The sequence below is a fragment of the Streptomyces sp. SID5643 genome (genome assembly GCF_009872555.1).
GTDB lineage: Bacteria > Actinomycetota > Actinomycetes > Streptomycetales > Streptomycetaceae > Streptomyces > Streptomyces iakyrus.
The window spans coordinates 1-19,111 of sequence record NZ_WWIC01000190.1; the positions used below are offsets into that span (position 1 = coordinate 1).

Consider the following 19,111-nt stretch of genomic DNA (forward strand, 5'->3'; position numbering starts at 1 on the left):
GGGGCGGTCGGGCCGCGGGCGCGGGCGCGGCGGGCCCGGCAACCGGTCGAAGGTGGCCGCGACGGCCGCCGCCGCGGCGCTGTTCGTCGCCGCAATGCTTCTCGGCATGCGCTGGTTCTCGCCCGACACGACCGCCGAGGGCACCGAACCCGACGCGTCCCCGACCGCGAGCAGCCCCGCGGCCACCCCGTCCGACGGCTCCGCCTCGCCCGTCACCTCCGATCCGGGGGCCGGCCGGCAGGCCGCCACCACGCCGACCACCGGCACCGTGGCCGAGATCACCCCGTCCACGCCGCCCGCCTCCCCGGCCCCTGCCCCGCCGGCGTCCGGCACCCCGACTCCGACGCCGGTGGCGGGCGACGCGGGGCCTGAGCAGCCGAAGCCGGAGCAGCCGGTCCAGGCCGGGAACGGCGGGGAGGGCGACGACGGCGGGGAGGACGGGGGCGACGACTGACGGGGGCTCCGGAGCGTCCGCGCACCCTGAGCGTCCGAGCACGGGGACCAGCCGCGGGATGCGCCGGTGTGCGAGCGGGCGCCCCCTCGCGCGCCCCTTGGGCGGCTTGTCATCGCCCTTACCCCGGCCTTATTGTCACCAGGCCTTGGTGAACGGGAAATCCGGTGTGATGCCGGTGCGGCCCTCGCCACTGTGAATCGGGAAGTCCGGCTCCGGCCCCTCAGGGGGCAGCCACTGGGTCCTTGCGGCCCGGGAAGGCGGAGTTCGGGCGGTGGTACCCGTCAGCCAGGAGACCGGCCAAGGCGCGTCAACCATCCACGAGGTGCTGGAGAGGGTCTGCTGAGCCATGCACATAGCCGAGGGTTTCCTTCCTCCGGCGCACGCGGTCGCCTGGGGCGTCGCGTCGGCGCCGTTCGTCGTCCACGGAGTCCGGTCGCTCACCCGTGAAGTGCGCGAGCACCCCGAGAGCACCCTGCTCCTCGGGGCGTCTGGCGCCTTCACGTTCGTCCTGTCCGCCCTGAAACTGCCGTCCGTCACGGGCAGTTGCTCGCACCCCACCGGCACGGGCCTCGGAGCCGTCCTGTTCCGGCCGCCCGTCATGGCGGTGCTGGGCACCATCACGCTGCTCTTCCAGGCGCTGCTGCTCGCACACGGCGGCCTGACCACGCTCGGCGCCAACGTCTTCTCCATGGCGATCGTCGGGCCCTGGGCCGGATACGCCGTCTACGCACTGCTGCGGCGCTCCAACGCGCCGCTGATGGTCGCGGTGTTCGCCGGCGCGTTCGTCGCCGACCTGTCCACCTACTGCGTCACCAGTGTGCAGCTGGCACTCGCCTTCCCCGACCCGGGCAGCGGATTCCTGGGTGCGCTGGGCAAGTTCGGCTCCATCTTCGCCGTCACCCAGATCCCGCTCGCGGTGAGTGAGGGACTGCTGACCGTGCTCGTGATGCGTCTGCTGGTGCAGTCCAGCAAGGGCGAACTGACCCGGCTGGGCGTGCTCCTCCCCAAGAAGCAGTCCCGGACCGAGACCGAGGCGGTGGCCCGATGAGCAGGAACACGAAGATCAACCTGGTGCTGCTGCTCGCCGTGGCCGCGCTGGCCGTGCTGCCCTTGGTGCTGGGACTCGGCGACCACAAGAAGGAGCCGTTCACGGGCGCCGACGCCGAGGCCGAGACGGCGATCACCGAGCTGAAGCCGGACTACGAGCCGTGGTTCTCGCCGCTGTACGAGCCGCCGTCCGGCGAGATCGAGTCGGCGCTGTTCTCCCTCCAGGCGGCCCTCGGCGCCGGGGTCCTCGCCTACTACTTCGGTCTGCGGCGGGGGCGGCGCCAGGGAGAGCAGCGGGTGCTGGAGCGGCAGGCCGGCGAGGCGCTCACCGGCGCCGCCGGCACATCCGCGGCGGAGCAGGACTGAGCCCGGGTGCTGCCGATCGACGCGGCGGCGCACAGCAGTCGCTGGCGCCGCCGCCATCCCCTGGACAAGGCCGTGCTCGGACTCGGCCTCACCCTGCTCGCGATCTCCCTACCGCCCTGGCCGGGTGCGGCCCTGGTGCTCCTGAGCGCCTTGGTCGTGCTGCTGGGCCCGGCCGGCGTGCCCGGGCGGCGGCTGTGGCGGGCCTACCGGGTCCCGCTGGGCTTCTGCGTGACCGGCGCGCTCACGCTGCTCGTCCAGGTGGGCGGTCCGGACAGCTTCGTCTCCCTCGCGGACGACGGGCCGGTCCGGGCCGGGGAGTTGCTGCTGCGCACGTCGGCGGCCTCTCTGGGCGTGCTGCTGTTCGCCTTCACCACGCCCATGTCGGACCTGCTGCCCCGCCTGGTCCGGGCCGGGGTCCCGGCACCGGTCGTCGACGTCGCGCTGGTGACGTACCGGATGAGTTTTCTGCTGCTGGACTCGATGCGGCGCATCCGGGAGGCCCAGGCGGCCCGGCTCGGGCACACCGGCCGGGCAGCGGAGTGGCGTTCGCTGGCCGGGCTCGGTGCCACCGCGTTCGTCCGGGCCTTCGACCGGGCGACCCGTCTCCAGGCCGGCCTCGCCGGGCGCGGCTACGACGGCACCCTGCGCGTCCTGGTGCCCGAGGCCCGGGTGTCGGTGCGCTTCACGGCCGCCAGTTGCGCGCTGCTCGCGACGCTGGCCGCCCTCACCCTCGTACTGGAAAGGCCGCTGACATGAGCGAGCCCGCCCTCGTCGCCCTGCGGGGCGCGACCTACGCCTACGAGGACGGTCCCACCGTGCTCAGCGGGCTCGACTTCGAGATCCGGGAGGGCCGGGCGCTCGCGCTGCTCGGCCGCAACGGCAGCGGGAAGACCACGCTGATGCGGCTGCTGTCCGGCGGACTGCGGCCGCAGGAGGGCCGGCTGACGGTCGAGGGGCAGCCGGTGGCGTACGACCGCAGGGGCCTGACCCGGCTGCGGACCACGGTGCAGCTGGTGGTGCAGGACCCGGACGACCAGCTGTTCGCGGCCTCCGTCGAACAGGACGTGTCGTTCGGGCCGCTGAATCTCGGCCTGGACGACACACAGGTGCGGGCGCGGGTGGCGGAGGCGCTCGCCGCGCTGGACATCACCGCCCTGGCCGACCGGCCCACGCATCTGCTCTCCTACGGCCAGCGCAAGCGCACCGCCATCGCGGGCGCGGTCGCCATGCGGCCCCGGGTGCTCGTCCTCGACGAGCCGACGGCCGGACTCGATCCCGACGGCCAGGAGCGGCTCCTCACCACCCTCGACGGACTCCGTGCCGCGGGCACCACGGTGGTGATGGCCACCCATGACGTCGACCTCGCCCTGCGCTGGGCCGACGACGCCGCGCTCCTCACCCCGTCCGGCGTCCGCACCGGGCCGGCCGCCACGGCGCTGGCCCGCCCGGACCTTCTCCGTGAGGCGGGGCTGCGCCTGCCGTGGGGCGCCGCGGCGGCAGAACTCCTGCGCGCCCAGGGACTGTTGTCCGGCGCAGAGCCCGGGCCGCGTACCCCCGACGAACTCGCCGCTCTCGCGACAGCACGGCAGGAGGCGTCCGGCCGCTGAAGGGCGCCCCCCATGTCCCTGTCGTCCCCGGCCCCCTCGCCTGAGGCCGCCGGAGCGGCCCGGTCAGTGCGGCCCGGTCAGTCGAAGTAGGACTGGAGCGGGCCGCGGCGCCGGACGTCCAGGGTCGCGCAGTGGAACGAGCCGCCGAAGGGGGCGTAGTGCAGCAGGTCGCACGGGATCGGCTCGAAGCCCCACTTCTCCAGCGCGCGCAGCATTCCCGTGTGGTGCCGCTCCGCGATCACCCGCTTCTCGTCGAGCATGAGCACGTTCATGCTGAGCCATTTGCCGCACATCGACGTGACCTTGAGCAGCCGCTCGTCGATCGGGTCGGGCTCGGGAGCGACGAGGACGTCCCAGGAGCCCAGGACGTCCGGCAGGCGGTCGGCGTCGATGTACTCGGGGTTGATCAGCACCTTCCCGGGCGCGAGCAGGACGAACGTCGTGTCGATGTGCATGGGGGTGCGGCAGCGGCTCTCGATCTCGTGGATGCGGTACTCCGGGCCGAGGTGGCGGCGCAGCCAGTCGATGCCCATCGCGTTGGTGACGTTGCTGCGGGTGACGAAGAGGTCCCGTCCCGCCCGGACGAAGTCCGCCGCGTCGAAGACGGGCTCGAATTCGGTGAGGATGTACCGCATGGGCTCGCCCGGCCCCGGGACGCGGAAGTCCGGGTCGAACAGCTCGTCGGTGAGCTGCGGCCTGGGGGCCGCCGTCCAGCGCGCGCCGCGCCGGAAGTAGTCCTTGAGGACCGGGCGGTAGGAGTGCGTCTCGAAGTACCGGCAGGGCCACGCCATCGGCGTCTCGATGATCTCGTCGCCGATCACGAGCATGCTGTCGCGCGGGCAGGTGTTGCAGAAGCCGCGCGAGGTCCAGTCGGGGGTGCCGAAGCGGCGCCGGTGGTCGACCGCCTCCGGCCGGCGGACCGTGACGCCGAGGGACTCCAGCAGGCCGACGAAGGCGTCGATCTCCTGCTGTGCCTGTTCGACGAGCAGCCGCGGGTACCGGAAGCCGGCCGCGAGACCCTGCAACCGCCCTGCCCACGGCGGCACGTTGCAGGTCACGACCGCGTGGTCGGAGGGGATCGTCGCGCCCTCCAGGCGTCCGACGATGATCTCCTCCAGCGGATCCCACTCGGTGTGCGAACGGACCGGCGACACGAGCGGCTCCGCGCCCTCGCCGGTCGCGGGCGGCACTCCGGGATTCTGCACGACGGTCATGCTCACCACCTCTTGGCGCGCAAGCCGGGTGAAACGCCGCAATCGCCGGCTCACTCAACGTGACTTTCCGGGGACGCACGCGTCGACGGTCACGACACTCCCGGTACCCCTCCAGGTGCCCGCAATGCGCTTGTCCACGCTCGCCGCACCGCACTACGGTGCCGAGGTGGATCTCTTCACCCGTTCATGGGCCGCACTGCGCGCGGCGGTTGACAACCTGTCCGACGAGGACTTCGGGCGCCCCTCGGGCTGTACGGGCTGGCTGGTGCGGGACCTGGTGTGCCACCTGATCGTCGACGCACAGGACGTCCTGATCACCCTGGCCACCCCGTCCGACCGGGAACCGACCCGGGACGCACTGACCTACTGGGACGTCTCCGGCACTCCGCCCACGGGCGACGACCCGCTCGACGCGCTGACCGTCCGGCTGGCCGCCGCGTACGAGGATCCGCGCCTGTTGAAGTTCCATCTGGACGACGTCGGCTCCGCCGCCGGGCGCGCGGCCCTGCTCGCCGATCCGGCCGGCCGGGTCGGAACCCGCGACGAGATCCTCACGGTGGGTGACTACCTCGCCACGTATGTCATGGAGTGGACGCTGCACCACCTCGACCTGATCGCCCACCTCCCGGGCGCGGAGCAGCCGCCCGCGGAAGGGCTCGCCCGCTCCCGGGAGATGCTGGAGAGGATCGCGGGGAGCCCGTTCCCGCAGTCCTTCCACGATGTGGACGCGCTGCTCGTCGGCACCGGGCGGCGGGCGCCGACCGAGGCGGAGCAGGCCGAGCTGGGCACCCTGGCCTCCAGGGTGCCGCTGTACCTGGGCTGACTTCGCGGTCGCGAAGAGGGCGCCCGCCGGGCCCGCCGTCGAAGGGTTCCGCCCGAGGTGGGAGCATGGTCCGCATGGACATCCGCCGCAGGAACAACGTCAACGTCACCGGCCCCGAGGGCGCGCCGGTGCTGCTTCTGGCGCACGGTTTCGGCTGCGACCAGAACATGTGGCGGCTGGTGGTGCCGGCGCTTGCGAAGCGCTACCGGGTGGTGCTGTTCGACTACGTCGGCTCCGGCGGCTCGGAGCTCTCCGCGTGGAGCGAGGAGCGCTACTCCTCGCTCCAGGGCTACGCCGCTGACGTCGTCGACGTCTGCGAGGAGTTGGACCTGCGGCAGGCGGTGTTCGTGGGGCACTCGGTGAGTGCCATGGTCGGCGTGCTGGCGGCCCAGGCGGCGCCGGAGCGGATCGGGGCGCTCGTGATGGTGACGCCCTCGCCCTGCTACATCGACGACGAGGGCTACCGCGGCGGCTTCAGCACGGAGGACATCGACGAGCTGCTCGCGTCCCTGGAGGCGAACTACCTCGGCTGGTCGTCCGCCATGGCCCCGGTGATCATGGGCAACCCGGAGCGCCCGGAGCTCGGGCAGGAACTGACCAACAGCTTCTGCGCCACCGACCCCGACATCGCCCGGGTCTTCGCCCGTACGACGTTCCTCACCGACAGCCGCGAGGACCTCAAGGGCGTGTCCGTGCCGACCCTCGTGCTGGAGTGCGAGCAGGACGCCATCGCGCCCCGTGAGGTCGGGGCCCACGTGCACGCTGCGATTCCCGGCTCCCTGCTGGTCACGCTCGACGCCACCGGGCACTGCCCGCAGCTCAGCGCGCCGGAGGCCACCACCTCAGCGATCCTCGGCTTCCTGGAGTCGCTGAAGTGATGTGCCGTACGGGCGGCGTGCCCGAGCCCGCGGGGACGGGGGGCGAGGCGAGCACGGACGCGGCCTTCACCGCCCTGCTGGAGGACAGCATGGAGGACCTGTACGAGTCCGCGCCGTGCGGCTACCTGTCCACGATGATGGACGGCACCATCGCCAAGATCAACACCACGCTGCTGGACTGGCTCGGCCTGGACCGTGCGGCCGTTGTGGGCCGCAAGCGCTTCACGGACCTGCTGACCATCGGCGGCAAGCTCTACCACGAGACGCACTTCGCCCCGCTGCTGCGCATGCAGGGCGAGCTGCGGGGCATCGCCCTGGAGATGCGGCGCGGGGACGGCGGCCGGCTGCCGGTGCTGGTGTCCGCGGTGATCAAACACGGTACCGAGGGCGATCCGCTGCTGATCCGGATCACCGTCTTCGACGCCTCGGACCGCCGCGCCTACGAGCAGGAGCTGCTGCGCCGCCGCAAGGAGGCCGAGCGGGCCCGCGTCGAGGCGGACGAGGCCCGGCGGCAGGCCGAGGCGGACCGGACCAGGCTGACCGAGGCGCTCGCCGTATTGCAGCGTTCCCTCGTGCCGGACTCGCTGCCCGAGGTACCGGGCCTGGAGACGGCCGTCCACTACCACACGGCCGCGCCGGACCAGCTCGGCGGCGACTTCTACGACCTGTTCCCCGTCGCCGGCGACCGGTGGGCGTTCTTCCTCGGCGACGTGTGCGGCAAGGGCCCCGAGGCCGCCTCCCTCACCTCGCTTGTCCGCTACACCCTGCGCGCCGCCGCCCACCACGACCCGGATCCGGCCTCGGCGCTGACCACGCTGAACGCCGTCCTGCACGAGCGGTACACCGGCGACGGCGACCCCCGGTACTGCACCTGCATCGTCGGGATCGTCGAGCCGGGCGGCGACCACGGGCCGACGGCCGTGCGCCTCGCCTCCGGCGGCCACCCGCCGGCGCTCGTCCTGCGGTCCGACGGCCGCGCCGAGTTCCTGCCCACCCCGGGCGGCCTGCTCATCGGCGTCGTCCCCGGCGCGCCGACCGGCACCGCCGAGACCGTCCTCGGCCCCGGCGACACGATCGTGCTCTACACGGACGGCCTCACCGAGGCCCGCACCGGCCCCGGCCGGGACGACCTGTACGGCGAGGACGCCCTGCACGCCTTCGCCACCGATCACGCGCCGGGCGCGCCGCACGAGGTGATCACCGCCCTGGCCGGGCTGCTGGAGAGCTTCGGCGACGGCCTGGACGACGACACCGCGCTGCTCGCACTCGGCGTTCCCGCCCGCCCTTCCGCCACAGGCACCGTAACGAGTCACACCTCATGAACCCGCTCACCGTCAGCCGGCACGACGCCGTGACCGGCCCCGTCCTGCACGTGACTGGGGACCTGGACTACGACCAGGCCCCCGTCCTGCGGGGCAGGCTCGACCAGCTCTCCCTGTCACCGGGGCAGTGCCTGGTCCTCGACCTGTCCGGACTGGAGTTCTGCGACTCCTCGGGCATCACCGCACTGCTCGCCGCCCGCCAGCACGCGCTGGCCGCCCGGGCCGACGTCGTCCTGGCCGCCGTACCGGCGAACCTGCTGCGCGTCCTCACCCTCGTCGGCCTCGACCAGGTCTTCACCCTGCGCCCGGACTCCAGCGCAGCGTCCTGATCCGCACGAGCGCCCCGGGCGCAGCGACCGCCCTCCGGTCCGCCCCGTGCCCCTTGGCGCTCCCCGCCCACCACCGCCCGGCCGGAAAACGCTTGGACTCGGCGGCCGGTATCGCGGGACACTTCCGGACTCGACCCGAAACCTCACGCATCCGTTGCGGTGATGGCGCCTGCCCGCACGCGCGGCGCGGCGGGCGGCCACAGGACGACACAGGGGTGGGATGGAAACGCCGGAAAAACACAGGGTCTTACCGGGCAGGCGCTCGGTGCTCCTCGCACTTCGCCACTACGGACGGGAGTTGTCCCGGCTCCGCCGGTGGACGGTGCCCGCGATGCTGCTCTCGGCGCTGGGCAACATCGGAATCAACTACGTGGCGCCGCTGATCGTCGCCAAGCTCGTCGGCGACATCGCCGGGAACGAGGACGTCACGGCCGGCTCGACACTGCCGTACGTGCTCGCCTTCGCCGGTGTCCTGCTGACCGCGGAGGCACTGTGGCGCGTCGCCCTGCATTGCCTCACCCGTCTCGAAGCCCTGGGCATCGAGCACCTCTACGTGACCGGCATGGACGAACTGTTCGCCAAGGACGCCGCGTTCTTCCACGACAACTTCGCCGGCTCGCTGACCAAGCGGGTCCTCAGCTTCGCCTCCCGGTTCGAGCAGTTCGTCGACACGCTGACGTTCCAGATCGTGGGGAGTTTCGTGCCACTGGTGTTCGGCGCGGTGGTGCTGTGGCGTTACGAACCGCTGCTCGTCGTCGGGCTCCTGGTGATGATCGCCCTGACGGCGGTGCTGGTCGTGCCGCTCATCCGGCGCCGGCAGGCGCTCGTGGACCGGCGTGAGGAGGCCATCGCGCGGGTGTCGGGCCATGTCGCCGACAGTCTGATGAACATGGACACCGTGCGGGCGTTCGCGGCGGAGGAGCGCGAGGCCGCCGAACACCGGTCCCGGGTCGCGATGTCACGGCGGCTCACCATGCGGTCGTGGGACTACGGCAACCTGCGCATCGACACGCTGGTCGCGCCGATGTCCGTCCTCACCAACGCGATGGGACTGCTGCTCGCGGTGACGCTGGGCGGCGGCGCGCACGGCGTGGAGGCCATCGTGGTGGCCTTCGCCTACTACACCAACGCGACCCGGATCATGTTCGAGTTCAACCAGATATACCGCCGGCTGGAGAGCTCGATGACGGAGGCCGCGCAGTTCACCGAACTGCTCCTGACCCCGCCGACGGTGCTCGACCCGCCGGCACCGGAGCCCCTGCGGACCCGGGAGGCCGATATCCGCTTCGAGAAGGTGACCTTCGCGCACCGGGGCGGGCGGCCGCTCTTCGAAGGACTCGACCTGGCCGTGCCGAGCGGGGCGAAGATCGGTCTCGTGGGCCGGTCCGGCGGCGGCAAGACCTCGCTCACCCGGCTGCTGCTGCGGATGACCGACATCGACGGCGGCCGCATCCTGGTCGGCGGCCAGGACATCAGCCGGGTACGCCAGGCCGATCTGCGCGGCCGGATCGCGTACGTGCCGCAGGACCCGGCGATGTTCCACCGCACGCTGCGGGACAACATCGCCTTCGCCCGGCCGGACGCCACCGACGCCGAGATCCGCCGGGCGGCCGAGGCGGCCCATGTCACCGAGTTCGCCGACGCGTTGCCGGACGGCTTCGACACCATGGTCGGCGAGCGGGGCGTCAAGCTGTCCGGCGGGCAGCGCCAGCGGGTCGCCCTCGCCCGGGCGATCCTGCGGGACGCGCCGATCCTGCTGCTCGACGAGGCGACCAGCGCCCTGGACTCCGAGAGCGAACTGCTGGTCCAGGAGGCGCTGTGGCGGCTCATGGACGGGCGGACCGCGCTGGTGGTGGCGCACCGGCTGAGCACGGTCGCCGGCATGGACGAGCTCGTCGTCCTCGACCGCGGCCGGATCGTCGAGCAGGGCAGCCACCAGGAGCTGCTCGCGAACGGGGGTGCCTACGCCAAGCTGTGGCAGCACCAGTCGGGCGGTTTCCTGGACGACACCCCCGGTCGGGCCGAGGTGCTGTAGCCCAGGCGCTCACGCACCTTCGAGGGCCCGTGCCCGGGTCGCCAGGGCCTCCAGCAGAAGGTCCACCGCCGGTTCGAAGGAGCTGTCCGCCATCGCGGGCAGCTCCCGGCGGACCAGGGTCAGGGACGGGTACGTCGCCGGGTCGAGGTCCTGGTAGACGTCCCGCCAGGACCGGAGGTCGGCCTCGCGCTGCTGCGGTGGGAGCGCGTGGAACGCGGCCTCCGTCGCGGCGTGGCTGAGCACGGTGTCGATGAAGACCAGGTAGAGCCGTGCGGCGTCGGCCGGCGGGAAGCCCGCGGTGAGCAGCAGGCCGATGCCCGTCTCCACGGCGCGGATCTCGTTCCGGCGCCGGGTCACACGGTGGGCCGCCATGGCCGCCGCGCGGGGATGGGCGAGGTAGCCCGCGCGGACCCTGAGGGCCATCTCGCGCAGCGAGGCCACCCAGTCGTCCCCGGGCGTGAAGCCGGCCATCGCGTCGCCGATGATCCGGTCGGCGATGGCGAGCACGAGGTCGTCGGTGTCGTGGAAGTAGCGGTAGAGCGCGGTCGGGTCGCAGCCCAGGGCCGCGCCGAGCCGGCGCACGCTCAGCGCCTCGGGCCCGTGCTCGCCGATGAGCCGCAACGCGGTCTCCACGATCAGGTTTTCCGACAGCAGGACACCCGAACGGGTCGGTCGGCGGCGCCGGCGTTCCTGCGGGACACGGGTGGTCATGACCGGGGATCCTCTCCTCGCACACACAGAAAGCGTCGGACACGGAAAGCGTCGGACACAGAAGGCGTCGGACGCGGAAGGCATCGCGCACACCGGCAGAGCCTCGCGCACGGACGGTTCGTCACATGACGCAGTGAACGACCCCCGTCGCCTTACGTCAACAGGGTTGACCCAATGTGTACACCGGATGTTCCATCACAGTCCCGCGCGGCTCTTCCCACCTCTCCCCGAGGAGCCCTTCATGTCCTTCGCACCGCCCCCGCCACGCCCCGCGCTGCGCCGTTCCCTCGGCGTCGTCGACGGCGTCGCCATCGCCGCGTCCAGCACCGCGGCCACCACCAGCATCGCCATCGGCATGGGCACGATCGCCACCATCGTGGGCCTGCAGGCCCCGGCGCTCCTGCTGCTGGCGTTCCTGCCGGTGCTGGGCATCGCTCTCGCCTACACCCGTCTCAACCGCTCCGAACCCAACTGCGGCAACGGCTACACCTGGGTCGGCAGATCCCTCGGTCCCTGGCCCGGCTTCCTGACCGGCTGGGTGACACTGGTCGGCTCGGTCATCTTCTGCGCCTACACCAGCGCGATCATGGGCTCGGTCGTGCTGGCCTTCGCCAACAAGGCCGGCCTGCGCAGCCTGGCCGGCATCGCCCTCGATCCGACGTCCACCGGCGTCTGCACGGGGGTCGGCCTGGTGATCCTGCTGGCCCTGACCGCCCTGGCGGTCACCGGCGTCCGGGGCGCGACCCGGTTCCAGTTCGGGCTGCTGGTCTTCGAGTACGCGGTGCTGCTCGGCTTCTGCGGCTGGGCCCTGGTCACCGGAGACCACGCGGTGTCCCTGTCCTGGTTCAACCCGTTCGAGATCTCCAGCGGCACCGCCTTCGCCCAGGGCATGGTCCTCGCGGTGTTCTTCTTCTGGGGCTGGGACGCGGCCTTCAGCGTCACCGAGGAGACCAAGGATCCGGGCGACTCGGCCCGGGGCGGACTCATCGCCCTGTTCGCGATGCTCGGCCTGTTCCTCTTCGCGTCGGTCGCCTTCCAGTGGGAGATGAGCCTGGCCGAACTGGTCCGCAACGGCCCGCAGGCCCTCGGCCACCTCGGGGAGAAACTGGCCGCCGAACCCTGGGCCACGCTGCCCCTCATCGCCCTGATGTTCTCCGCCGTCGCCTCGGTGCAGGCCACCCTGATCCCCACCGCACGCGGCCTGCTCGCCATGGGCCGCGACCGCACCATGGGTCCGCTGTGGACCCGGGTCCACCCGCGCTACGGCACTCCGGCCGCCGGGACGGTCGTCGTCATGTCCGTCGCCGCCGTGATCGCCGTGCTCGCCTTCGCGATCCCCGAGCTGAGCGACATGCTGCTGGCCGCCGTCAACGCCATCGGTCTGATCGTGGCCCTCTACTACGGCCTGACGGCGCTCGCCTGCGCCGTGCGCTTCCGCGCCGCGCGGCACGAGGGGCCGCCCGAGGCGCTGCTCGCCGTCATCGTGCCCGCGCTGTCCGGGCTGGTGCTGCTGGGCCTCGGCGCCTACCTCGGATACTCGTACCTCACGATGAGCGATCACTTCGAACTGAGCCCCGACAACGGCTGGTTCATGTTCTCGCTGCCCACCGTGATCGTGCTCGCGGGCCTCGTCATGGCCGCCGTGGCCAAGTACGTCCGGCGCTCGCCCTACTTCACCACCGGGCGCGGCACCGACGCCGAAGCCCTCACCCTGCCGATGGACCGCACGGCGGTCTGACCCTCCTTGGAGTTCACCCCGATGTCACACCCCCCTGCCCAGGGACCCGCGGACCTCATCCTGACCGGCGGTCCGGTGCACACCGTCGACCCGGCCCGCAGCCGCGCCACCTCGGTGGCCGTGCGCGGCGGGCGGATCGCCGCCGTCGGCCACGACGAGGTGCGCGAGCTGACCGGGCCGCGCACCGAGGTCGTCGACCTCGCCGGGAAGCTGCTGCTGCCGGGCTTCCAGGACGCCCATGTCCATCCGATGGGCGCGGGCCTCGAACTCGGCCTGTGCCATCTCGCCGACACCACCGACGCGGGCGAGTACCTGCGCAGGATCGGGGCGTACGCGAAGGAGCACCCGGACGTCGAGTGGATCACCGGCGGCGGCTGGTCCCTGGAGGCGTTCCCCGGCGGCTCCCCCACGGCCGCCGCCCTCGACGCGGTCGTCGCGGACCGCCCCGTCTTCCTGCCCAACCGCGACCACCACGGCGCCTGGGTCAACAGCCGGGCCCTGGAACGCGCGGGCATCGACGCCCGGACCCCCGACCCCGTCGACGGCCGGATCGAGCGCGACACCGCGGGCAACCCCACCGGGATGCTCCAGGAGGGCGCGGTCCACCTGGTGGGCAGGCTGGTGCCCGATCCCACGCCGCAGGAGCAGCTCGCCGGTCTGCTGCGCGCCCAGGCCGTGCTGCACTCCCACGGCGTCACGGCCTGGCAGGACGCCATCGTCGGCACGTACGCCAACCTGACCGACCCGGCCCCGGCCTATCTGGCGGCGCTGGACCGGGGTCTGCTCACCGCGCGGGTCGTCGGCGCCCTGTGGTGGGACCGTGAGCGCGGCGCCGAGCAGATCGCCGAACTCGTCGCCAGGAGGGAGGAGCTGAGCCGGGACCGGTTCCGCGCCGGGACGGTGAAGATCATGCAGGACGGCATCGCGGAGAACCACACCGCCGCCATGCTGTCCCCCTACCTGACCGGCTGCGGCTGCGCCTCGGACAACAGCGGCATCAGCTTCGTGGAACCGGGCGAGCTGCGGAAGTACGTCACCGAACTGGACGCGCACGGCTTCCAGGTGCACTTCCACGCCCTCGGTGACCGGGCGGTGCGCGAGGCGCTCGACGCCGTGGAAGCCGCCCGGACCGCCAACGGCCGTCGCGACACACGGCACCACCTGGCGCACCTCCAGGTCGTCCACCCCGACGACCTGCCCCGTTTCCGCACGCTGGGCGCGAGCGCCAACCTTCAGATGCTGTGGGCCGCCCACGAACCGCAGATGGACGAACTGACCCTGCCCTTCCTGGGGGCGGAACGCGGCGCTTGGCAGTACCCGTTCGGGGACCTGCTGCGCGCCGGCGCGACCCTCGCCGCCGGGAGCGACTGGCCCGTCAGCAGCCCCGACCCGCTCCAGGCCATCCATGTCGCCGTCAACCGGGTCTCCCCCGAGGCCCCCGAGGGCATCCCGGCCTTCTTCCCGGAGCAGCGCGTCGACCTGGGCACCGCCATCGCCGCGTACACGGCGGGCAGCGCGTACGTGAACCATCTCGACGCGATCACCGGCAGCATCACCGTCGGCAAGGCGGCCGACCTCGTCGTCCTCGACCGCGACCCGTTCGCGGGTCCGCCCGAGGAGATCGCCGCCACCCGGGTCCTGGAGACCTTCGTCGAAGGCCGGCGGGTCCGCACCGGCGCCTGAGGCGTGTTCCAATGCTCCGCGGGTTTCCGTCCGCGGAGGGGGTCGAGGCACGGTGGGTTCGTCGGGGCACGGAGTGATGCGTTCCGTGATGTGGGTGCTGCTCGCGGTCGTCGCGCTCGGCGTCGGGGTGGCGTCCGCCTTCCAGATCCGCGGGGCGCTGGAGCGGGAGCGGGAGTACCGCGGCGCGCGGGCCTGCGCCTCCGTCCCCGTCGAGGCGTCGGGGTGCGTGTGGGAGCAGGAGTTCACGGTGCGGCGGGCCGCCCTGAACCGCGGTGAGCGGAGCGAGTCCCCGGAGGCGGAGCTGGTGCCGCCGTCGGGCGAGCCGTGGGAGGTGACGTTCCTGCGCACCGAGCCCGTGATGTCGGAGATGCAGCCGGGCGAGAAGGTCGTCGGGGTGATCTGGCGCGGCCGGGTCGTCGAGGTGCGGGACGCCGAGGGCCGGCGGCAGCAGACGTCCGACGGGCCGGTGGGCCGGCCCGAGGACCGGCTGGGTGGTGCGCTGGCCTGCCTCTCGTTCGGCGTGGCGGCCCTCGTGGGTGGGCTGTGGCCGCTCTTCGCCCGGGGCGAGCCGCGGCACACGACCGCGGCGAAGATGGTGCGCTGGCACGGCGTGGCCCTGGGCGGCACGGCGATCCTGACGCTGTGGGCGCAGGCGGCCAACGACTGGCCGTTCTGGGCCCTTCCCGCGATCTGGGGGCCGCTCGCGCTGCTGATCCTGGCGTCCATGACGGCCTTCACCCTCGGCGCGCTGCGCGGCGACCTGGACGACGACGCGCCCGCCTCGCGGGAGCCCCGGCCCCAGCCCTCGTGAACGGGGACGCTCAGGTCTGCCGGGCGTGCACGGGGCTGTGGGCGACGTCGTCCGGGCAGGCGCGGTGCTGCTCCCCGGCCCGCCGGTCGCGCCGCCAGTCGTACGCCGCCAGAGCCAGCGACGCGGCCATGCCGACGAGCCCGGCGACCATCGCGAGGAAGAGGGCACCGCGGTAGTCGTCGCTCCTGCTGCCGAGCACCAGGTAGTACAGGCCGGGCAGGGCCGCGGTGCCCACCGCGGCGCCGAGCCGCTGCCCGGTCTGCAGGGCGCCGCCCGCCGCTCCCGCCATGTGCACGGGCACGTCCCGCAGCGTCATGGTGATGTTGGGGGAGATCACGCACCCGCCGCCGACACCGCCGAGGAACAGGACCGGGGCGGCGATCCACGGCGCGATGCCGAGAGGCGCGAAGCGCAGCAGCAGCGCGGCGCCGCCGAGGCCGAGGATCACGCCCGTGAGCCCGCCCACGGTGAGCAGCCGGCCGAGCCGGTCCACCAGCCGCCCGGAGACGGCGGCCGCGCACGCCGAGCCGAGGGCGAAGGGCGTCACGGCGAGGCCGGATTCGAGCGGGGAGAAGCCGAGGCCGTGCTGGTAGAAGAGGGCGAAGACCAGCCAGACGCCGCTGAAGCCGATGAAGTAGAGCGTGCCGACGCCCGCGCCGACGGCGTAGCCGCGCACGGTGGTGAACAGGCGCGGATCGAGCAGCGGCTGGGTACCGCGGTCCACGAGGCGGCGCTGGCGGCGGGTGAAGACGAACAGGAGCCCGGCCGCGGCCGGGAACATCCACCACAGCCGGGCGAGGCCGCCGGTCTCCGCCTGCACCAGCGGATACATGAGCGCGAGGACACCGAGGCCGAGGAGCACGACGCCGGGCAGGTCGACGTACCCCCGGCCGGAGCGCCGGGTGCGGGGCAGCAGGCGGCGTCCGAGGAGGACCGCGAGGATACCGATGGGGACGTTGACGTAGAAGATCCAGCGCCAGCCCTGGGCGCCGTCGGCGAGCGCGAGGATGAGGCCGCCGGCGAGGGGGCCGACGCCGGAGGAGATGCCGACGGTGGCGCCGAAGAAGCCGAAGGCGCGGCCGCGTTCGGCGCCCCGGAACATCTGCTGGATGAGCGCGGAGTTCTGCGGGGCCATGAAGCCGGCCGCCAGGCCCTGGGCGAGCCGGGCCACCACCAGCAGCGTGATGTTCGGGGCCGCTCCGCAGGCCGCGCTGAACAGCACGAAGCCGCTGAGGGCGACGAGGAAGATGCGGCGCCGGTCCAAGGCGTCACCGAGGCGCCCGGCGGTGACGAGGGCCAGGCCGAAGGAGAGGGCGTAGCCGGACACCACCCACTGCACCTCGGCCGCTGAGGCGTGCAGCTCCTGCTGGATGGTGGGCAGGGCGACCGCCACGATCGACACGTCCAGCAGGCTCATGAAGCCGGCCACCAGCGTCACCCACAGGGCCCGCCACCGCTTCGGGTCGGGCTCGTAGCCGTCCTGCCCCGCGCCCTGGTTCCGGCCGCCCTCCGCCGACGCTGTCACTTGGGCTCCTCTCACCAGGCGCGCACCCGGCGAGTCAAGTTCCCCCGCCGGGGCACGGGCACACACCCGTCCCGCAGATCCTCCCGGACGGTGCGGTGACCCGCCTCTCCCACTGAGCACCCGCGCATCACGTTCCGTGGCCGGCCGGACGCCGCGCGAAGGCGGTCGTTTGAGCGCGCGAGATTCGTGCAGGCGTTGTGCTTGGAGTTGCGACCGGCGAAAGGAACCACGTGATGGCTGCGACCGACAACGACGCGTCGGTGGACCCCGCGGCTGTGAGACGACACCGGGTGCTGTTCCGGGCGATCGAGAAACGCCGTCACCCGAAGCTGCGCCGCAGCGACATCACGGTGACCGATGACGCGGCGGTCAAGCGCGCCACCAAGGCCGCCGCCCTCGGCAACGCCATGGAGTGGTACGACTTCGGCATCTACAGCTATCTGGCGTCGACCATCGGGAGGGTCTTCTTCCCCTCCGGCAGCGACACCGCCCAGCTGCTGGGGTCCTTCGCGACGTTCGCGGTGGCCTTCCTCGTGCGCCCCCTGGGCGGCATGGTCTTCGGGCCGCTCGGGGACAAGGTCGGGCGCAAGCGCATCCTCTCCCTCACCATGATCATGATGGCGGTGGGGACCTTCGCCATCGGCCTGGTCCCCTCGCACGCCGCGATCGGTCTGTGGGCCCCGGCCCTGCTGATCTTCTTCCGGCTGGTGCAGGGCTTCTCGACCGGCGGGGAGTACGGGGGCGCCTCGACGTTCATCGCCGAGTACGCGCCCGACAAGCGGCGCGGCTTCTTCGGCAGCTTCCTGGAGCTCGGCACGCTGGCCGGCTACGTCGGGGCCTCCGGTCTCGTCGTCCTCCTGCAAACCCTCCTCAGCGACGAGCAGATGCTGTCGTGGGGCTGGCGCGTGCCGTTCCTGGTCGCGGCCCCGCTCGGGTTGATCGGGCTCTACCTGCGGCTCAAGCTGGACGAGACGCCCGCCTTCCAGAAGCTGGAGGGCGGCCAGGCGAAGGCGAGCGAGGCCGCCGACGCCGTGGAGACCTCGGCGGCCGCCGACCTCGGCAGGATCTTCACCCGGTACTGGCGGTCGCTGCTGCTGTGCCTCGCGCTGGTCGCGGCGTACAACATCACCGACTACATGCTGCTGTCGTACATGCCGACGTACCTGTCCGACGAGCTGGGCTACGGCACCAACCACGGCCTGCTGATCCTGGTCGTGGTGATGGTGCTGCAGATGCTCCTCATCAACCAGGTCGGACGGCTCTCGGACCGCTTCGGGCGCAAGCCGCTGCTGATGACGGGGATGCTCGGATTCCTGTTCCTCTCCCTGCCGTCGTTCTGGCTCATCAGGCAAGGTGACGTCGTCCTCATCACCCTGGGCCTGCTGCTGATGGGGCTCTCCCTGCTGCCGATGCTCGGCACGATGTCGGCGGCGCTCCCGGCGATCTTCCCGACGCAGGTGCGCTACGGCTCGCTCTCGGTGGCCTACAACCTGGCCACCTCGGTCTTCGGCGGTACGACACCCCTGGTGATCACCGCTCTGATCAGCACCTTCGACTCGACCCTCATGCCGGCGTACTACGCCACCGGCGCCGCGGTCATCGGCGTCATCGCCGTGCTGTGCATGCGCGAGACCGCCAACCAGCCGCTGGCCGGTTCCCCGCCGTCCGTGGCGACGGAGGCGGAGGCGCGGGAACTGGTCCGGGCGCAGTCCCCGCAGCCCAGGTTCTGACCGGAGGGCCAGGCCCCGTCCTCGACCGCTGCGGACGGGGCCTTTCGCGATTGGCCGCAGGCAGAGCGGGAACGCGGTGGGCGCTACGACCCCCGAGACGAGGCCGGTAAGGCGATGAACGAGTACGAACGTTCCCGCACGATGCCCGCACAGCCGGAGCACGTCTTCGACGAGGCCGCGAACGTCGGCCGGCTGGACAGCTGGCTGCCGGAGGCGCTGCACGTGGAGGCCGGAAGGCTGCCGGCCGTCACCGTGCACGAGGACCGCACCGACGAGGACACCTCCGCCCTGTTCCGGGCCAGGCCCGAGCAGATGCGGCTCGAATGGGGCACCCGTGACCAGGGCGCGTACGCGGGCTGGCTCCAGGTCGCCGGGCTCGACGGCGGAGCCAGTGAGGTGACCGTGCACCTGTCGTTCTTCGACGACGGTCACGACCCGGGCGAGCGGGCCGTGACCGACGCCCTGGACAGCAGCCTGCGGCGGCTGGAGGAGCAGGTGCGGCTGCACGTCGACCACGCGGCCGGCTGAGCGCCGTGGCGCGTGGCAAGCAGTACGCCGTCGCGGCGTCCGGGCAGTGGACCGACGAGGAGGAGGGGCGGCGCCGGCTGCCCTCCGGTGAGGTGCACGCCTGGGAACCGGGCCGCAACGAGACGGTCTGCGGCCTGTCCCTGAGCCGTTCCCGGCTGGTCCGCTTCCCGCACGTCGGCTGGCCGGACACCTTCCCCGAGTCCGGCGGCGCCGCGGACCGTGTGCGGCGCCAGTGCCCGCGCTGTGCCTCGGTCGCGGGCCGCCGCGGCACCGACGCCCGCCCGCGCTGGCACCGTACCGACCCCCGGCC

At 72.6% G+C, this 19,111-nt stretch carries 18 protein-coding genes, 1 pseudogene and 1 riboswitch; of the genes and pseudogenes, 16 read left to right on the top strand and 3 right to left on the bottom strand.

Annotated features, from left to right (window positions below; translation table 11 throughout):
* The 5 genes and pseudogenes from GTY56_RS21630 to GTY56_RS21650 form a co-directional block, all read left to right on the top strand.
* Positions 1-454: pseudogene (locus GTY56_RS21630) on the top strand (serine/threonine protein kinase); the annotation flags it as partial.
* 129 nt (positions 455-583) lie between these two features.
* A riboswitch (cobalamin riboswitch) is annotated at positions 584-770 on the top strand.
* Positions 771-800: 30 nt separating this feature from the next.
* Positions 801-1,502 carry an energy-coupling factor ABC transporter permease gene (locus tag GTY56_RS21635; RefSeq protein WP_161367015.1) on the top strand — a complete coding sequence of 234 codons (702 nt, stop codon included), beginning with the start codon at positions 801-803 and terminating at the stop codon, positions 1,500-1,502.
* On the top strand, positions 1,499-1,867 hold the full coding sequence (locus tag GTY56_RS21640; protein ID WP_161367016.1) for an energy-coupling factor ABC transporter substrate-binding protein: 369 nt from the start codon (positions 1,499-1,501) through the stop codon (positions 1,865-1,867). Before GTY56_RS21635 ends, GTY56_RS21640 begins: the two co-directional genes overlap by 4 nt.
* Before the next feature lie 6 nt (positions 1,868-1,873).
* Entirely contained in the window at positions 1,874-2,623 is a 750-nt protein-coding gene (cbiQ, locus tag GTY56_RS21645) for a cobalt ECF transporter T component CbiQ (RefSeq protein ID WP_161367017.1), read from the top strand.
* The gene (locus GTY56_RS21650; protein WP_161367018.1) at positions 2,620-3,474 is read left to right on the top strand and encodes an energy-coupling factor ABC transporter ATP-binding protein; all 855 of its coding nucleotides are present in this window, start codon (positions 2,620-2,622) and stop codon (positions 3,472-3,474) included. The genes cbiQ and GTY56_RS21650 overlap by 4 nt, the downstream gene beginning before the upstream one ends.
* 77 nt (positions 3,475-3,551) lie before the next feature.
* Here the strand turns inward: GTY56_RS21650 and GTY56_RS21655 are convergent, their stop codons facing one another.
* The gene (locus GTY56_RS21655) at positions 3,552-4,688 is read right to left on the bottom strand and encodes an amidinotransferase (protein WP_161367019.1); all 1,137 of its coding nucleotides are present in this window, start codon (positions 4,686-4,688) and stop codon (positions 3,552-3,554) included.
* A 166-nt stretch (positions 4,689-4,854) separates the two neighbouring features.
* Between GTY56_RS21655 and GTY56_RS21660 the strand changes: the two genes are divergently transcribed.
* From GTY56_RS21660 to GTY56_RS21680, 5 genes are all read left to right on the top strand, one after another.
* Complete coding sequence (locus tag GTY56_RS21660) at positions 4,855-5,511, top strand: maleylpyruvate isomerase N-terminal domain-containing protein (protein WP_161367029.1); 657 nt, start codon at positions 4,855-4,857, stop codon at positions 5,509-5,511.
* A 74-nt stretch (positions 5,512-5,585) separates the two neighbouring features.
* Complete coding sequence (locus tag GTY56_RS21665; RefSeq protein WP_161367030.1) at positions 5,586-6,389, top strand: alpha/beta fold hydrolase; 804 nt, start codon at positions 5,586-5,588, stop codon at positions 6,387-6,389.
* Complete coding sequence (locus tag GTY56_RS21670; protein WP_161367020.1) at positions 6,389-7,711, top strand: PP2C family protein-serine/threonine phosphatase; 1,323 nt, start codon at positions 6,389-6,391, stop codon at positions 7,709-7,711. The genes GTY56_RS21665 and GTY56_RS21670 overlap by 1 nt, the downstream gene beginning before the upstream one ends.
* Complete coding sequence (locus GTY56_RS21675; RefSeq protein WP_161367021.1) at positions 7,708-8,040, top strand: STAS domain-containing protein; 333 nt, start codon at positions 7,708-7,710, stop codon at positions 8,038-8,040. Before GTY56_RS21670 ends, GTY56_RS21675 begins: the two co-directional genes overlap by 4 nt.
* A 265-nt stretch (positions 8,041-8,305) precedes the next feature.
* Positions 8,306-10,075 carry an ABC transporter ATP-binding protein gene (locus GTY56_RS21680; RefSeq protein WP_524540125.1) on the top strand — a complete coding sequence of 590 codons (1,770 nt, stop codon included), beginning with the start codon at positions 8,306-8,308 and terminating at the stop codon, positions 10,073-10,075.
* A gap of 9 nt (positions 10,076-10,084) precedes the next feature.
* Here the strand turns inward: GTY56_RS21680 and GTY56_RS21685 are convergent, their stop codons facing one another.
* Complete coding sequence (locus tag GTY56_RS21685) at positions 10,085-10,786, bottom strand: TetR/AcrR family transcriptional regulator (RefSeq protein WP_161367023.1); 702 nt, start codon at positions 10,784-10,786, stop codon at positions 10,085-10,087.
* A 241-nt stretch (positions 10,787-11,027) separates the two neighbouring features.
* Between GTY56_RS21685 and GTY56_RS21690 the strand changes: the two genes are divergently transcribed.
* The 3 genes from GTY56_RS21690 (at position 11,028) to GTY56_RS21700 (ending at position 15,018) form a co-directional block, all read left to right on the top strand.
* Positions 11,028-12,524, top strand: a complete 1,497-nt coding sequence (locus GTY56_RS21690) for an APC family permease (RefSeq protein ID WP_161367024.1) — start codon at positions 11,028-11,030, stop codon at positions 12,522-12,524.
* Positions 12,525-12,545: 21 nt separating this feature from the next.
* A complete protein-coding gene (locus GTY56_RS21695; RefSeq protein ID WP_161367025.1) occupies positions 12,546-14,207 on the top strand; it encodes an amidohydrolase in 1,662 nt (553 codons plus the stop codon).
* A gap of 76 nt (positions 14,208-14,283) precedes the next feature.
* Positions 14,284-15,018, top strand: a complete 735-nt coding sequence (locus tag GTY56_RS21700) for a hypothetical protein (protein ID WP_202510552.1) — start codon at positions 14,284-14,286, stop codon at positions 15,016-15,018.
* A 10-nt stretch (positions 15,019-15,028) separates the two neighbouring features.
* Here GTY56_RS21700 and GTY56_RS21705 read toward each other — a convergent pair whose 3' ends face one another.
* The gene (locus tag GTY56_RS21705; RefSeq protein WP_161367026.1) at positions 15,029-16,543 is read right to left on the bottom strand and encodes an MFS transporter; all 1,515 of its coding nucleotides are present in this window, start codon (positions 16,541-16,543) and stop codon (positions 15,029-15,031) included.
* A gap of 233 nt (positions 16,544-16,776) precedes the next feature.
* Here GTY56_RS21705 and proP point away from each other — a divergent pair, with 233 nt between their 5' ends.
* The 3 genes from proP to GTY56_RS21720 form a co-directional block, all read left to right on the top strand.
* The gene (gene proP / locus GTY56_RS21710; RefSeq protein WP_161367027.1) at positions 16,777-18,273 is read left to right on the top strand and encodes a glycine betaine/L-proline transporter ProP; all 1,497 of its coding nucleotides are present in this window, start codon (positions 16,777-16,779) and stop codon (positions 18,271-18,273) included.
* A gap of 114 nt (positions 18,274-18,387) precedes the next feature.
* Complete coding sequence (locus GTY56_RS21715; protein WP_161367028.1) at positions 18,388-18,801, top strand: SRPBCC family protein; 414 nt, start codon at positions 18,388-18,390, stop codon at positions 18,799-18,801.
* A 5-nt stretch (positions 18,802-18,806) separates the two neighbouring features.
* Positions 18,807-19,111: hypothetical protein (locus GTY56_RS21720; RefSeq protein WP_107459582.1), on the top strand; the 305-nt coding region annotated here is incomplete at its 3' end.